The organism is Pseudomonas sp. LBUM1657, from assembly GCF_059716075.1.
Map to the genome: position 1 here is coordinate 2686953 of NZ_CP166799.1, position 15267 is coordinate 2702219.

The 15267-nt window shown below is 61.6% G+C and carries 11 protein-coding genes; 4 read left to right on the forward strand and 7 right to left on the reverse strand.

All coding sequences use genetic code 11. From position 1 onward, the window contains the following. Together ACA055_RS12455 and ACA055_RS12460 are read left to right on the forward strand one after the other, a co-directional pair. Positions 1 to 1416 carry a Y-family DNA polymerase gene (locus ACA055_RS12455; RefSeq protein ID WP_497683898.1) on the forward strand — a complete coding sequence of 472 codons (1416 nt, stop codon included), beginning with the start codon at positions 1 to 3 and terminating at the stop codon, positions 1414 to 1416. Further along, the gene (locus ACA055_RS12460; RefSeq protein WP_497683899.1) at positions 1413 to 4490 is read left to right on the forward strand and encodes an error-prone DNA polymerase; all 3078 of its coding nucleotides are present in this window, start codon (positions 1413 to 1415) and stop codon (positions 4488 to 4490) included. The genes ACA055_RS12455 and ACA055_RS12460 overlap by 4 nt, the downstream gene beginning before the upstream one ends. Positions 4491 to 4669: 179 nt before the next feature. On the opposite strand, the gene ACA055_RS12465 is transcribed toward ACA055_RS12460, so the two are convergent. From ACA055_RS12465 to ACA055_RS12495, 7 genes are all read right to left on the reverse strand, one after another. After that, positions 4670 to 5332, reverse strand: coding sequence for a flavin reductase family protein (locus ACA055_RS12465; protein WP_497683900.1), 663 nt, complete (start codon positions 5330 to 5332; stop codon positions 4670 to 4672). 12 nt (positions 5333 to 5344) lie between these two features. Continuing rightward, entirely contained in the window at positions 5345 to 6832 is a 1488-nt protein-coding gene (locus tag ACA055_RS12470; protein ID WP_497684398.1) for an amidohydrolase family protein, read from the reverse strand. 11 nt (positions 6833 to 6843) lie between these two features. Then, positions 6844 to 8040, reverse strand: coding sequence for an amidohydrolase family protein (locus ACA055_RS12475; RefSeq protein ID WP_497683901.1), 1197 nt, complete (start codon positions 8038 to 8040; stop codon positions 6844 to 6846). 140 nt (positions 8041 to 8180) lie between these two features. After that, positions 8181 to 9233, reverse strand: coding sequence for an extracellular solute-binding protein (locus ACA055_RS12480; protein ID WP_497683902.1), 1053 nt, complete (start codon positions 9231 to 9233; stop codon positions 8181 to 8183). Positions 9234 to 9247: 14 nt separating this feature from the next. Further along, positions 9248 to 10036, reverse strand: coding sequence for an ABC transporter permease (locus ACA055_RS12485; RefSeq protein ID WP_497683903.1), 789 nt, complete (start codon positions 10034 to 10036; stop codon positions 9248 to 9250). Next, positions 10033 to 10950, reverse strand: a complete 918-nt coding sequence (locus tag ACA055_RS12490) for an ABC transporter permease (protein ID WP_497683904.1) — start codon at positions 10948 to 10950, stop codon at positions 10033 to 10035. Before ACA055_RS12490 ends, ACA055_RS12485 begins: the two co-directional genes overlap by 4 nt. 1 nt (position 10951) lies before the next feature. Then, positions 10952 to 12037: an ABC transporter ATP-binding protein gene (locus tag ACA055_RS12495; protein WP_497683905.1), complete on the reverse strand. Its 1086-nt coding sequence runs from the start codon at positions 12035 to 12037 to the stop codon at positions 10952 to 10954. 140 nt (positions 12038 to 12177) lie between these two features. Here ACA055_RS12495 and ACA055_RS12500 point away from each other — a divergent pair, with 140 nt between their 5' ends. Continuing rightward, complete coding sequence (locus tag ACA055_RS12500; protein WP_497683906.1) at positions 12178 to 12867, forward strand: GntR family transcriptional regulator; 690 nt, start codon at positions 12178 to 12180, stop codon at positions 12865 to 12867. Positions 12868 to 13048: 181 nt separating this feature from the next. After that, positions 13049 to 15160 (forward strand): hybrid sensor histidine kinase/response regulator, encoded by a 2112-nt coding sequence (locus tag ACA055_RS12505; protein ID WP_497683907.1) that lies wholly within the window; start codon positions 13049 to 13051, stop codon positions 15158 to 15160. The last annotated feature ends 107 nt before the right edge of the window (positions 15161 to 15267 follow it).

A 15267-nucleotide genomic window follows, 5' to 3' on the forward strand; every position in this document is an offset into this window, starting at 1 on the left:
ATGCGCTGGGTCTGCATTCTCTTCCCGCAATTGGCGCTGGACGCGGTACTGCGTCAGCGCCCCGATCCCGATGAACCGCTGGCGCTGCTGACCGGTCCGGCCCAGCGCCGAGTGTTGCAGGCGGTCAACGCTTCGGCGCGGGCGCTGGGCTTGCGTCCCGGCCAATCCATGACCGCCGCGCAGGCCCTGAGCAAAGGCTTTGTCACGGCGGAATACGACGCCGCCGAGATCGAACACTGGCAGCAGTTTTTGGCCGCCTGGGCTTACCGCTTCAGTTCCCAAGTCAGTGTGCATTACCCCCGTGCGGTGGTGTTTGAAATCGAATCCAGCCTGGGCTTGTTCGGCGCCTGGCCACAATTCGAGGCGCGGTTGCGGGCCGAACTCGGGGAACTGGGGTTTCGCCATCGCATCGTTGCCGCGCCCAACCCGGTGGCGGCACGGGTATTGGCCAACGCTTATGACGGACTGGTCGTGCCCGACGATCAAGCCTTGCAGCATCACCTGGGGCAGTTGCCTATCGACCGGATCGGGTGGGAGGCGAGCGTCGCCACGGCGTTGGCGCGCATGGGGTTGCGCACCTTGAGTCAGGTGCAGGCGTTGCCCCGGCATAGTCTGGCCCGGCGTTTCGAGGCCCAGGTGCTCAAGCATCTGGATGCCTTGCTGGGCACGCGGCGGCTGGCGCTGGCGTTCTACCTGCCGCCGGACCGCTTCGATGTGCGCATCGAGCTCAATTTCGACGTGCAGTCCCATCAAGCGCTGCTGTTTCCATTACGCCGGTTGACCGGCGATCTTTCTGCCTTCCTTTGCGGTCGGGACAGCGGCGTGCAGCGCTTTGACCTGCACCTGGAACACGCCGGGTTGCCGGACACCGTGATCAAGGTCGGCCTGCTCAGCGCCGAGCGCGATCCGGCCATGCTCTTCGAACTGGCCCGGGGGCGGCTGGAACAGGTTCAGGTCGAGGCTCCGGTGCGTGGTTTTCGTCTGCGCGCCGAAGACTTGCCGGCCTTCGTCCCTCAGTACCAGGAACTGTTCGACGATCGCCCGCAACAGTCTTTGCCCTGGGAACAATTGCGCGAACGCCTGCGTGCACGGCTGGGGGATGATGCGGTGCACGGCTTGCGATTTCAGGCCGATCACCGACCTGAGCGCGCGTGGCAGGCCAGTGCCGACAGTCAGCTCTGTGCGGGGATCTGCGCCGTGCAACGGCCGGGCTGGCTGCTGACTGAACCGTTGGCGGTCCATGAAGGCTCGACGCGCATCCTCATGGGACCGGAACGCATCGAGTCCGGTTGGTGGGACGGCGCCGACGTGCGTCGGGATTACTACCTGATCGAAACCCGTTCCGGCCAGCAGGGCTGGGCCTATCGTGCGGTGGGTGAGGGCGGCCCGTTGTGGCTGCAGGGTTGGTTCGCATGAGCGTCGACTATGCCGAACTGCACTGCCTGTCGAACTTCAGTTTCCAGCGCGGTGCTTCCAGTGCACTTGAACTGTTTCAACGGGCGAAAAAGCAGGGCTATCAAGCACTGGCGATCACTGACGAATGCACCCTGGCGGGCATCGTTCGCGCCTGGCAAGCGGCCAAATCCGTGGAGCTGCCGCTGATCATTGGCAGCGAAATCCGCATCGATAACGGCCCGAAACTCGTACTGCTGGTGGAAAACCTGGAGGGTTACCAGAGCCTGTGCCGGCTGATAACACGAGCCCGACGCCGGACGCAGAAAGGCCAATATCAAGTGCTGCGAGAGGACTTCAGCGAGCCATTGCCGGGGTTGTTGGGGTTGTGGGTGCCGGACACTGTCGATGATTTTGAACACGGTCACTGGCTGAAGCAGACCTTCACCGAACGCCTGTGGCTGGCGGTCCAGTTACATCGGGGCCAGGACGATACCCGACGGCTGAACGCGCTGTTGATGTTGGCAAGGGAGCTGCGAATCCCGGCGGTGGCCAGCGGCGATGTGCACATGCACGCCCGTGGCCGTCGCGCCTTGCAGGACACCATGACTGCGATCCGTCATCACCTGCCGGTGGCCGAGGCCGGGTTGCGCCTGCACCCCAATGGCGAGCGGCATTTGCGTAGCCTCGATGCCTTGCACGATCTCTATCCCCAGGCACTGCTCGACGAAACGCTGAGCATCGCCCGGCGTTGCACGTTCGACCTTGGCCAGTTGCGTTATCAGTATCCCCGCGAGTTGGTACCTGACGGTCATACGGCTACGTCTTGGCTACGTGAATTGACTGATCAGGGCATTGAATGGCGCTGGCCAAAAGGGCCGAAAACCGAAGTACTGGTGCAGATCGACAAGGAACTGGAGCTGATCGCCGAACTGGACTACGAAAGTTATTTCCTGACGGTGCACGACATTGTGCGTTTCGCCCGTGAGCAACACATTCTTTGCCAGGGCCGCGGTTCTGCCGCCAACTCGGCGGTGTGCTTTGCCTTGGGGATCACGGAAATCGATCCGGATCGCACCACGTTGTTGTTCGAACGCTTTCTCTCCAAGGAGCGTAACGAACCGCCGGACATCGACGTTGATTTTGAACACGAGCGCCGTGAAGAAGTCTTGCAGTACGTGTTCCAGCGTTATGGTCGCACCCGCGCGGCGCTGACCGCGGTGGTCAGCACGTATCACGCGGCCGGCGCGGTGCGCGACGTGGCCAAGGCCTTGGGCTTGCCGCCGGATCAGATCAATGCCCTGGCTGACTGCTGCGGCCACTGGAGTGATGAAACACCGCCCGTGGAGCGTCTGCGTGAAGGCGGTTTCGACCCTGACAGTCCGGTGTTGCGTCGGGTGCTGAGTTTGACGGGCCAGCTGATCGGTTTCCCCCGGCACCTGTCCCAGCACCCCGGTGGCTTTGTGATTTCAGAGCAGCCTCTGGACAGCCTGGTGCCGGTGGAAAACGCGGCCATGGCCGAGCGCACGATCATTCAGTGGGACAAGGACGACCTGGACGCGGTCGGGCTGCTCAAGGTCGATATCCTCGCGTTGGGCATGCTCAGTGCAATTCGTCGCTGTTTCGACCTGTTGCGTCGCCACCGAAACCTTGACCTGAGCCTGGCGACAGTGCCGGCCGAAGACCCGCAAACCTATGAAATGATTGGTCACGCGGACACCATCGGCGTGTTCCAGATCGAGTCTCGGGCACAGATGTCGATGCTGCCCCGGCTCAAACCGGTGAAGTTCTACGACCTGGTGATTGAGGTGGCGATCGTCCGCCCGGGGCCGATCCAGGGCGGCATGGTGCACCCGTACCTGCGGCGGCGTAACAAGGAAGAACCTGAAATCTACCCCTCTGCGGAACTGGAGGTAGTGCTCAAACGCACCCTCGGCGTGCCGTTGTTTCAGGAACAGGTGATGCAGATCGCCATCGTCGCCGCCGACTACAGTCCCGGCGAGGCCGATCAGTTACGCCGCTCCATGGCGGCCTGGAAACGCCATGGTGGGCTCGAACCGCACAAGGAGCGCCTAGCCGCCGGGATGAAGAAAAACGGCTATACACCAGAGTTCGCCGCGCAGATTTTCGAACAGATCAAAGGCTTCGGCAGCTACGGTTTCCCCGAGTCTCACGCCGCCAGTTTCGCCTTGCTGACCTACGCCAGTTGCTGGTTGAAATGCCACGAGCCGGCGGCCTTCGCCTGTGCGCTGATCAACAGCTGGCCCATGGGTTTCTACAGCCCGGACCAGATACTGCAGGACGCGCGCCGGCATCATTTGCAGATTCGCCCGGTGGACGTGCGGGCCAGCGATTGGGATTGCAGCCTTGAACCGATCACCGGCGCGCAACCGGCGATTCGCCTGGGTTTGCGGATGATCAAGGGGTTTCGCGAGGACGATGCCCGGCGTATCGAAACTGCACGTTCGAAGGGGGCGTTTATCGACATCGCCGACCTCGGCGAGCGGGCGCACCTCGATGCCCGCGCCCAGGAACAACTGGCCGATGCCGGAGCGCTGCGTGGGTTGGCCGGTGACCGTCATCGGGCGCGCTGGGAAGTGGCGGGGGTGCAGAAACAGCTCGGTTTGTTTTGTGGTTTGCCCAGTCAGGAGGAACCCGCGGTGTACCTGCCCAAGCCTACGGTGGGCGAGGACCTGCAAGCCGATTACGCCAGTGTCGGCACGACCCTGGGGCCGCATCCGCTGGCGTTGTTGCGGGGTGAATTGAAAGCCCGGCGCTGTCGCAGTTCAAAGGAATTGCTCGATGTTGAGCATGGGCGGCCGGTCAGCGTTGCGGGGCTGGTGACCGGTCGACAACGGCCGGGCACTGCCAGTGGCGTGACCTTCGTCACCCTTGAAGATGAATTCGGCAACGTCAACGTGGTGGTCTGGCGCGACCTGGCCGACCGGCAGCGGCGGGTCTTGGTCGGCTCGCAATTGCTAAAGGTCGATGGGCGTTGGGAGAAGGAAGGCGAGGTGCGACACCTGATTGCCGGCCGCTTGAGCGACTTGAGTTCGTTGCTGGATGGCATCAGTGTGCGTAGCCGGGATTTCCGCTGATCTGTGGCAAAGAGGCTTGCTTCAACTGTGGGAACAGTTGATCACGGAATCTGAGAACACCCGATAACCCTGTGGCAGCGGGCTTGCCCGCGAAGGCGGAGTATCAGTCACAGCAGCTGCTGGATGTACCGGCCTCTTCGCGAGCAAATCCGCTCCCACAGGTTATGGGTGATGGCTGATTACTTGGTCATAGGCCAAAACCTTTCGCCACCCCCGGGCGCATCCGTCCACGCCTGCAACGAACGTGTTGGCAAATCAAAATAATCCCGTGTGCGCGCATACCCATGGCCGCCCATCCGGCCGATCGCATCGAGCCCCAATTGATCGATGTACAGGGTTTTCGGGTCGATCAGCTCATCCCGGACATGGGCCATCAATACTTCCCCGAAGATAATTTCCCGCGACTGCCCGATGGACAGCGCCATCATCCGCCGGCACTCCAGGGCCACGGGTGCTTCGCCGATCCGCGGGCATTTGACCGTGGTGCCGGGGATGGCGGTGAGGCCGGCGGCGGTCAGTTCGTCGAACCCAGGGGCGAATGGCACGGCGCAGACGTTCATGGCTTCCACCAGGGCATCGCTGACGATGTTCACGGTGAATTCCTGGTTGAGCTGGATGTTGCGGGTGGTGTCCTTGGGGCTCTGGTCGCCGTAGTTTTCCACGCCCAATGCAAGGATCGGCGGATCGGCCGAAAGGGCGTTGAAGAAGCTGAACGGCGCCGCATTGATGCGACCTTCGCCGTCGATGGTGGTCACCAGGGCAATCGGCCGAGGCACTACGCTACCAATCAGAATCTTGTACTTGTCCCGCGCACTCAATGTGCTGAAGTCGAAGCTTTGCATGGGCAGAAATCTCTAAAGAAGTGGATCAATCGCGCTCAGCGGCGCATGCGCGCTGTAGTCGTCGGCGAACGGGATGGCCGGTTTGAACAGACCTTTCCAGTCCGGTTGGCCGAACGCCCGATCGCTGTGACTGCGCATCAGTTTTTCGAATTGTTGTTGGGCCTGGCGTTGCAGAGCGGGGTAGTCGACGCCCCGGACCTGACCGTCCTGCATGACGCAGCGGCCATCGATGTAGCTGGCCACGCAGTCGTCACCGCGTCCGGCCAGCACCAGGTTTTTAAGTGGATCGAACAGCGGCCCCAGGTGCTGGCCGCGCAGGCTGAACACCGTGATGTCGGCCTTGGCCCCCGGCGCCAACCGACCCAGATCGTCGCGGCCCAGGGCTTTGGCGCCGCCGAGGGTGGCGGCGTTGTACAGGTCCAGCGTGCTGGTCAGTGAGTTGCCGCCCTCCATCAGTCGAGCGATGTTCAACCCCTGGCGCATGTTCTCCAGCAAATCCGCCGGCCAGGTGTCGGTGCCCAAGGCGAAGTTGATGCCCTTGGCCCGATAGCGCCCGAACGAGTTCAGCGCCTCGCCATCCCGGGCAAATACCACCGGGCAATGCACCAGGCTCGCGCCGCTATCCACCACCCGTTGCAGGTCGTCGTCGCCACGGGTGTAGATGCCGTGGGGCAGCAGGCTGCGCGGAGTCAAAAGGTCCAAATTCTCCAGCCAGCCCAGCGGTGAAAAACCGCGCAGTTGTTCAACCATCGCCACCTCGCCGAGCCCCTGGCAGCAATGCAAACGCATCGGCGCATTCAATTCCCGACTCAACGCGGCGGTGCGTTGCAACAGCCCCGGGGTGCAGGTCTGGATTCTGTCTGGCAGCAGCGCGCCGCGAATCAAATCACCGTGGGTGCCATCGAAATCCTGGAAAAACCGCACCGCCGCATCCAGCCCAGCCATGCCCCGGGTTTCGTCCCAGTGATGCCCCAGAATTCCATCGGTGCGCCAGTAACTCATGCCGCTCATGTAGCAGGGCCCGAGGTAAGTCCGCAGCCCCAACTCGGCGGCAACACCGGCAACCGCGGCAAACTCGTCGTAAGTCTCGGCCCACTCGCGGTAGTACATCGAAGTGATCGGCATGGCCGTGGTGATGCCATTGCGGATCAACTGAGTGAAGGCATAGCGGTATTTGAAAACCTCTTCATCGGCACTGAAACTTTCTCGCGGACCCGCCACCAGATAGTCTTCGGACCACATCCGTCCCATGTCGCGTTCATCGCCGTTGTCGAGTGTCAGCACCGTGGAATCGAGATCCCCCAGAGCATCCAGATCGATAAAACCCGGACCGATCAAGGCATTGCCGTAGTCGATCCACTGATCCACCAATCCCGGATAACCACGCCCGACAAACACAATGCGGGCGCCTTCGAACACCACTTCGCCGTCGCGCCACAACACATGCTGCGTGCCGTCGAAACCGACCACGCAACTGGCTTTGAGGGCGACTCTTTTCACAGGCATGCGTTTCACAGACGACTGTCCAGCAAGCGCCCACCGGAGGCGATCAACCGGCCGCCGCGATAAACCTGCCGCACGGGTCGCGACACCACGGCCTCACCCAAGGTCTGCACCGGCATCAGCAAAAAGTTTGCCGGTTGACCGATCTCTAACCCGTAAGCTTCACAGCCCAGGGCCCGAGCGCCATTCACCGTCGCCGCTTCAAACGCTGCCGTCAGTTCCTCGTCCTTGTTCAAGTCGAAACGAAACGCCAGCAGCATCGCCCGTTCCAGCATGTCGCCGTTACCCATGGGCGACCAGGCATCGCGAATGCCATCCGAGCCCAGGCAGACATTCACCCCGGTCTCGCGCAACGCGAGGAACGGCGGCACGGCACAATCGGCCGGTGCCGAACTCATCAGCGAAATGCCCAGCGTCGCAAGACGCTCGGCCACCGGTTTGACCTGACTCCACGGCAACATGCCCAGGCAGTACGCATGACTGATCATCACCCGGCCCTGGCGCCCGAAGTGCTCGGTGTAATCGGCGATCAGCGCGATTTGCCACAGACCCAGCTCACCTTTGTCGTGCAGGTGAATGTCCACACCGCGATCAAACTCGCTGGCCAGGTTGAACACGAAATCGAGCTGGGCGATGGGGTCGTTGTCGATGCCGCAGGGGTCGAGTCCGCCGACGTTTTCCACGCCCAGGGCCATGGCTTCGCGCATCAGTGCGGCGGTGCCGGGGCGGCTGATCAGGCCGGTTTGCGGGAACACCACCAGTTGCAGGTCGATCAGGTCGCGGTAGCGTTCGCGCAGTTGTTGCATGGCCTCGACGTGACGCAAGCCGAAGTCTGGGTCGATGTCGACGTGGCAGCGCATCGTCAACGAGCCACGGGCGATGCAGTTTTCCAGCAGGGCGCCGGCTCGATGGGCAATCGGCGCGTCGACTTCACGCAACACGCGGCGTTCGTTGGCGATGTAATCCTTGAGCGTCGGGCCGGCGCTGTTCGGGCGCCAGGGTTGGCCCCAGAGGGTTTTGTCCAGATGGACGTGGCTTTCCACCAAGGCTGGAGTGAGCAGATGGTTGTGACCGTCGATGTCGGTGGCGAGTAGCTCGGTGGTCGAGGCCGGGCGACGTTGGGTGAACCGGCCGTCTTCGATCAACAGGTCTTCGGCGGTTGAACCGTAGGGGCGCACGTTGCGCAGCCAGCGGGGTTGGGTCATTGCAAACCTCAAATTCGGTGGTGTGTGGAAGGGCCTCTTCGCGAGCAAGCCCGCTCCCACATTGGATCTGCGGTGTACACAAAACCTCTGTGGCAGCGAGCTTGCTCGCGAAGGCCGCGACTCGGTCTCAAGCCAGGCAATCAGCCCTTGAGCTTCGCCCAGATCCGGTCCTGCAGCTCCCGCGCCTTGTTGCTGCATTCCTTCTCTGGACGCAGGCGCGAGGCGAATTCGTCGGGCATGTTGATGGCGTCCATGACCTGCCATTTGCCGTCGATCAATTTGTCGCTCTGGATGCCGTTGGCGTAGGCGATGGCGTTGGACACGGCGGCGGCGTTTTCCGGTTTCATCATCCAGTCGATGAAGATCTTCGCGTTGCCAGGGTGCGGGGCGCTTTTCGGAACGGCGAAGTTGTCCTGGAACATCGCCAGGCCTTCGCGCGGGTAGACGTACTTGATACTGCTCTTCTGCAAAGTGGCCCGGGCGGTGGAGCCGTTCCAGTTCTGCATCATGATCACTTCACCGGAGGCCATGCGGTCGACGGTGTTGTCCGAGCTGTACATCTTCAGGAATGGTTTCTGTTTTTGCAGCAGCTCCAGAATGCGCTTGGCGTCCTGCGGGTTTTCGCTGCATTCGTCGACATTCAGGTAATGACTGGCGGCGTTGATCACGCTGCTGGACGTATCGAGGGCGGCGAGTTGGCCTTGCAGTTCCTTGCGCGGCTCAAAGAATTCTTTCCACGAGTCGTCCAGCTTGCCGCCAGGCACGCGGGCACTGTCATAGGAAAACCCGGTGGTGCCCCACAGATAGGGCGCCGAGAACTTGCGGCCGGGGTCAAAACTCGGGTCGCGGAACGCCGGTTTCACGTGCTGGAAGTTCGGCAGGCTCGACGCGTCGATTTGCAGCAGCAAATTCTGGTTGATCAACGTGCGCATGATCGATTGCGACGGCACGATCACGTCATAGGCCGCGCCACCGGCCTGCAATTTGGCCAGCAGGGTTTCGTTGCTGTCGTAGCCGTCCATGGTGACCTTGATCCCGGTCTCCTTTTCGAACTTGGCCAGCAAATCGACCGGGTAGTAGTCGGTCCAGTTGTAGAAGAACAGTTGCTTGGGCTCGGCGGCCTGGGCGCTGAACGCGGTGAAGCAACTGAGGGCCAGACCAGCGACAGCGAAACGTATGCTTTTTGTTTTCATGCTTTGCTCCAGGCTCATTGGTTTTTGCCGCGCTGTCCCAGCCAGAAGGCCAGCACCACCAGCACGATGGAAATCAGCAGCATCAGGGTTGAAATCGCATTGATCTCCGGCGTCACGCCGGCCTTGATCGCCGAGAAGATGTACACCGGCAACGTTGTGGAACCGGGACCGGCGACGAAGAAGGTCATGATGAAATCGTCGAGGCTGACCACGAATGCCAGCACCGAACCGGACAGCACCGCCGGCCACAGCAGCGGCAAGGTCACGCGGCGAAACACTTGCCACGGGTTGGCGTACAGATCGTTCGCCGCTTCCAGCAGACTCTTGTCCAGGTCATTGAGCCGCGCACGGATCGGCAGGTACGCGAAGGGAATGCAGAAGCCGATGTGCGCGACGATCACCGTCAGCAATCCGAGCTTGATCCCCAGCGCCATGAACAGCAGCAGGGTGGCCACGGCAGTGACAATCTCCGGCAGGATCAGCGGCAGGTTGATCCCGCCCTCGACCATCTTCTGTCCGTAGAACGGCCGGTACGTCGCCAAGGCGGCGAGCAGCGCAATGGCGGTGGCGCAGACCGTGGCGATGCTGGCGACAATGATCGAGTTAAGCGCCGCGGTCTGGATCGACGGGTTCGCCAGGATCCGTCCGTACCAGGCGAACGAAAACTCGGTCCACACCGTCGCCGAACGGTTGGCGTTGAAGCTATAAGCGATCAGTACGAAGATCGGCAGGTACAGATAGGCCAGGATCAGCAGGCTGACTTCCCGGGTCAGGGGCAGTTTTTTCAGGTGCAGGGCGATCATGCTTGGGCTCCGGGGCGGTGGGTCTTGGCGGCGTTGCGGCTATAGAGGGCGTAAAGCACCAGGGACAGCAGCAGAATCCCCAGCAGCAGGAACGACAGCGAACTGCCCAACGGCCAGTTGCGCGCGGTGCCGAACTGTTGCTGGATCAGGTTGCCGATCATCAGCGTCTTGCCGCCGCCGAGAATCGCCGGGGTGATGAAGGCGCCGAGGCTTGGCACAAACACCAGCAGCGCACCGGCAATCACCCCCGGCATCGACAGCGGCAGGATGATCCGTCGCAACGCGTGCCAGCGATTGGCGCCCAGGTCATAGGCGGCCTCCACCAGGCGCCAGTCGAGTTTTTCCAGGGTCGAGTAGATCGGCAAAATCATGAACGGCAGGAAGCTGTAGACCAGCCCGACGCTGACGGCGAAGTCGTTGTAGAGCAGGGTGATGCCGCCGGCCTGGGGCAACAGCGCATTGAGGCTCTGGGCGACCCAGCCGTGTTCGCGCAGGATGATCAGCCAGGCGTAGTTGCGGATCAGCAGGTTGGTCCAGAACGGGATGGTGATCAGCAACACCATGAGGTTGCGCCGACGCGGTGTCAGGCTCGACATCCACAGCGCCACGGGGAAACCGAACAGGAAGCACAGCAACGTGGTGCCTCCGGCCTGGAACACCGAGCGCATTAGCGCTTGGGCATAGACCCAGTTCAGCTCCAGTTCACCGTCGAAACCTTCCTGGAAAAACAGCTGCACATAGCTTTGCAATTGCCAGTCGGCCTGCCAGTCGACGCCGCCGTACACGTTGCGCGGCAACAGGCTGATGTAGCCCATGATGCCCAGTGGAATGGCGATCAGGGCCAGCAGGGTCAGAACCACCGGGCTGAGCAACAGCGCACGGTTGAGGGCGGGAGAAGTGCTGCTGACGCTCATTTCAGGCCTCCATCAACAGGCAGGCGTGGGGCGGCAGATTGACCGCGACGCGATCGCCCACCACCCGGCCGCGGTTCAGGCCTTCGTTGTTCTCGCGCAGCATGACTTTGATGTCGTTGTTCAAGCGGCACTGATAGAGCGTGGCGGTGCCGACATACAACACCGCCTCGATCACGCCGCGCAGGTGGTGCGGTTGCGTCGGGTCAACCAACTGCGAACGCTCCGGACGGAACGCCAGTTGCACCCGCGAGCCGTCGAAGCCCTGAGCCGGGCAGGGGATTTCCACTGGCATGCCGCTGGGCACGAAGAGGTTTTCGTTCTGCTGGCCGCGCTTGAGGTGGCCGGGGAGGAAGTTGATGTCGCCGATGAACTGGGCGACGAACTGATGCTTGGGCCGTTCGTAGATCTCATTGGGCGTGCCGATCTGCAGGATCTTGCCGGCGGACATCACCGCGATGCGATCGGAGAGCGTCAACGCTTCTTCCTGATCGTGGGTGACGAAGATGAAAGTGATCCCGGCTTCTTTCTGCACGCGCTTGAGTTCGACCTGCATTTCCTTGCGCAGCTTGAGGTCGAGCGCGGACAGCGGTTCGTCCAGCAACAAGACTTTGGGTTTCGGCGCCAACGCCCGGGCCAGCGCCACGCGTTGCTGCTGACCACCGGACAATTCGGCGGGTTTGCGCTTGGCCAGGTGTTGCATTTGCACCAGCGCCAGCATCTCATCGACACGCTGCGCTGTTTGCTCGCGATCAAGACCCTGCATCTCGAGGCCGAAGGCGATATTCTGCGCGACACTCATGTGGGGAAACAGCGCGTAGCTTTGGAAGACCGTGTTGACCCGACGCTTGAACGGCGGCAGATCGTTGACCGGTTCGCCCGCGAGACGGATCTCGCCTTCGCTGACATGCTCGAAGCCGGCAATGGTCCGCAGCAGGGTGGTTTTGCCGCAGCCAGAAGGGCCGAGCAGAGTGAAGAATTCGTTGTCGGCAATGTCGACTGATACGTTGTCGAGGGCTGGAGCCAGCCCCGGATCGTCGGAATACCGCTTGGAGACGTTACGCACTTCGATAGCTATTGGTTGACCCATAATGGTGCAATCCTCTAATTATTGTATGCAATATCTGGATGCAATCTAGAAATAACCGGATTAATCTGCTCGTGCAACCCCCTTTTTCAACGGCTGTTCACTGGCGGGGGATGGTTGCCCAGCGCAAAAGGAGTGACCCAATGGCGGATAAGAAACTGGAAACCACGGTCGACCGCGTCTACCAAGGGGTTTACGAGGCGATCAGCAAACACACGTTGCGTCCCGGGATGAAGCTGGGCGAGGCGTCGCTGGCCGAACTTTTCAATGTCAGCCGAACGTCGGTTCGTGCTGCGCTCAAGCAATTGGAGGCTGACGGCCTGGTCACCACCGAGCCCAACAAAGGTGCGTCGGTGTCGTTGCCGAGTGACGAAGAGATCCGCTCGCTGTTCGAAACCCGGCGCCTGGTCGAGATCGGCATCGTCACCGAGCTCTGCCGTCGGCGCGATACCGCCGTAACCCAGGACCTGCGTGATCACCTGCTGCTGGAAGATGAAGCGGCCAGGAGTGGCGACCACGAGCGGCTGATTCACTTGCTCGGCGAGTTCCACATCAAACTCGCCCAGAGCCTGAACAACCCGGTGCTGCTGGACTGGTTCCGCAAGCTGATTTCCCGCGCCTCGCTGTACGCCGCCGCGCTGGATGACGACAGCCATGAAGCCTGTCGTGACAACGAACACCTGCGGCTGATCGAGTACATCGAAGCGGGGAATCAGAGCGCCGCGATCGAGCTGACCTGCATGCATTTGAATGGCATCGAGAAGGCCATCCTCGACGTCGCCGCTACGTTGAAAACCGGGTATCACCCGCTCAAGCATTTGATTGAGGTTTAGTGACTGCTAAAGGAGCCTCTCAAGGGCAAGCTCCTTTGCCACAAAATCCCGGACGATGTGATTCAGCTAACCTCTATGAAACCATTGGCGTCGGTGAGGCTCGAAACAAACGGGCACGCACCGACCTCACGCCGTTGCGATCCCTCAAGCCGTGTCAATTACAGGGATACAGAGCCAGTCAATGCAGTTTCTAGACGTTAGCCACGGGTGTGCTGGCTGGAACGGTGAAATGGCCGGGCGCATCCGCGCGTTCGACTGGAACCTGACCGAGCTTGGAAGCATCGACACCTGGCCCAGAAGCCTGTGCAGCGCGGTGCAGCTGATGCTCGCGTCTCCGCTGCCGATGGTGATGCTCTGGGGCCGGGCCGGGTACATGATCTATAACGATGCTTACTCGGAGTTCGCCGGCGGCCGCCATCCGTATCTGCTGGGCGCTCCGGTGGAGTTGGGCTGGCCGGAGGTGGCCGATTTCAACCGTCACGTGCTGGGTACCTGCCTGGCCGGCGGCACCTTGTCCTATCGCAATAAAGAGCTTGTGCTTTTGCGGGACGGCGTCCCCGAAGACGTCTGGCTGGACCTCTATTACAGCCCGGTTGCCGATGACAGCGGTTGTCCGGCCGGGGTCATGGCCATGGTGGTCGAGACCACTGAGCACGTGATTTCTGAACGCCGACGCCAGGAAGCCGAAGACGCCTATCGTGCCGACAACGAACGGGTGCGCCTGGCGCTCAATGCCGGGGCCTTGCTCGGCTCGTTTGTCTGGGACATCAAGGGCAACGTGCTCTCCGGCGACGAGCGCTTTGCCCGCACGTTTTCCTACCCGCCCGAACAAAACCTGGCCGATTTGCCGACGGACATCGCCGAAGCACAGATCCATCCCGACGACCGCAGTTGGGTTCAGGAACAGGTCAATCAATCGGTGCAAACCGGCGAACCCTTCAACGCCGAATACCGGGTCCTGCGCGCGGATGGCAATTATCTGTGGGTGCAGGCGAGCGGCTGCTGCGAGTTCAATGAGCAGGGCCAACCGTTCCGCTTTCCCGGGGTGTTGATCGACATCCACGTGCGCAAGGTCGCAGAAGAATCCTTGCTCAAGTTCACCCGCAACCTTGAACAGCGGGTTGCCGATGAAGTCGAAGCGCGGTTGGCGGCGGAAGAGCAACTGCGTCAGTCACAGAAACTCGAAGCCATCGGCGGCCTCACCGGCGGCGTGGCCCATGACTTCAACAATCTGTTGCAGGTGATCGCCGGCAACCTGCACTTGCTGGCCCGCCATGAGCCGGATAACGCCAACGTGCAGCGCCGGGTCAGTGCGTCGATTGCCGCCGTCGAACGCGGCGCCAAACTGTCCTCGCAGTTACTCGCCTTCGCTCGTCGCCAGCCACTGTCACCCGCGGTTTGCGATCCGCGACAGATTTTCGAAGAACTCGGCGAATTGCTGCAGCGCGCGCTGGGGGAAACCATCCAGATCAATGTGACGGCGCCGGAGGAGTCATGGCACCTCTTCGTGGACCGTAATCAACTGGAAAACGCCATTCTCAATCTGGCGATCAATGCCCGGGATGCCATGCACGGCGAGGGCACCATTGACTTGAGCGCCGGGCACGTTGCCCTGGACAGCAAGTTTTGCGCAGGCAAAGGCATCGTTGCCGGCGACTACGTTCGCGTGACGGTGGCCGACACGGGGATCGGCATGTCGCCGCAGGTGCTGGCACAGGCGTTCGAACCGTTTTTCACCACTAAGGGCGATGGCCAGGGCACGGGGCTGGGCCTGAGCATGGTGTTCGGTTTCGTCAAACAGAGCGGCGGGCATATCGAGATCTCCAGCGTCGTCGGGGAAGGCACTCGGGTGCAGTTGTATTTCCCGCGCAGCCTGAAGCCGATGCCCAGCGAAACGACCAACCCGGAGGCGCAGCACCGCGGCGGCCACGAGACCATTCTGGTGGTCGAGGACAATGAAGCGGTGCGCGTTTCGGCGGTGGAATTGCTCAACGAAGAGGGTTATCAGGTCCTGACGGCCGCCAACGGTGACGTGGCCATGGAGATGTTGCTGGACGGCGCGGTGGTGGACATGATTTTCACCGACGTGGTCATGCCCGGCCTGATCAAGAGTTCCGACCTCGCGGCCTGGGCCAAGGTGCAGACGCCACCGGTGGCGGTCTTGTTCACCTCGGGCCACACCCGTGACATTATCTCGCGCAACCATCAGCTCAGCCCTGACACCTATTTGCTGAGCAAACCCTATGGCCCCGAAGCGCTGACCCGAATGGTTCGCACGGTGCTCAACGGTTAAACCAATCCAAAGGTGGGAGCGGGCTTGCTCGCGAAGACGATTTAACATTCAACAGAGATGTTGCCTGGTCTACCGCTTTCGCGAGCAAGCCTGCTCCCACACTGGAC

Excerpts from the sequence above, each read along its gene's own strand:
- ACA055_RS12495 (WP_497683905.1), bottom strand. The coding sequence starts at position 12,037 with ATGGGTCAACCAATAGCTATCGAAGTGCGTAACGTCTCCAAGCGGTAT.
- ACA055_RS12475 (WP_497683901.1), bottom strand. The coding sequence starts at position 8,040 with ATGACCCAACCCCGCTGGCTGCGCAACGTGCGCCCCTACGGTTCAACC.
- ACA055_RS12460 (WP_497683899.1), top strand. The coding sequence starts at position 1,413 with ATGAGCGTCGACTATGCCGAACTGCACTGCCTGTCGAACTTCAGTTTC.
- ACA055_RS12490 (WP_497683904.1), bottom strand. The coding sequence starts at position 10,950 with ATGAGCGTCAGCAGCACTTCTCCCGCCCTCAACCGTGCGCTGTTGCTC.
- ACA055_RS12465 (WP_497683900.1), bottom strand. The coding sequence starts at position 5,332 with ATGCAAAGCTTCGACTTCAGCACATTGAGTGCGCGGGACAAGTACAAG.
- ACA055_RS12500 (WP_497683906.1), top strand. The coding sequence starts at position 12,178 with ATGGCGGATAAGAAACTGGAAACCACGGTCGACCGCGTCTACCAAGGG.
- ACA055_RS12485 (WP_497683903.1), bottom strand. The coding sequence starts at position 10,036 with ATGATCGCCCTGCACCTGAAAAAACTGCCCCTGACCCGGGAAGTCAGC.
- ACA055_RS12480 (WP_497683902.1), bottom strand. The coding sequence starts at position 9,233 with ATGAAAACAAAAAGCATACGTTTCGCTGTCGCTGGTCTGGCCCTCAGT.
- ACA055_RS12505 (WP_497683907.1), top strand. The coding sequence starts at position 13,049 with ATGCAGTTTCTAGACGTTAGCCACGGGTGTGCTGGCTGGAACGGTGAA.
- ACA055_RS12455 (WP_497683898.1), top strand. The coding sequence starts at position 1 with ATGCGCTGGGTCTGCATTCTCTTCCCGCAATTGGCGCTGGACGCGGTA.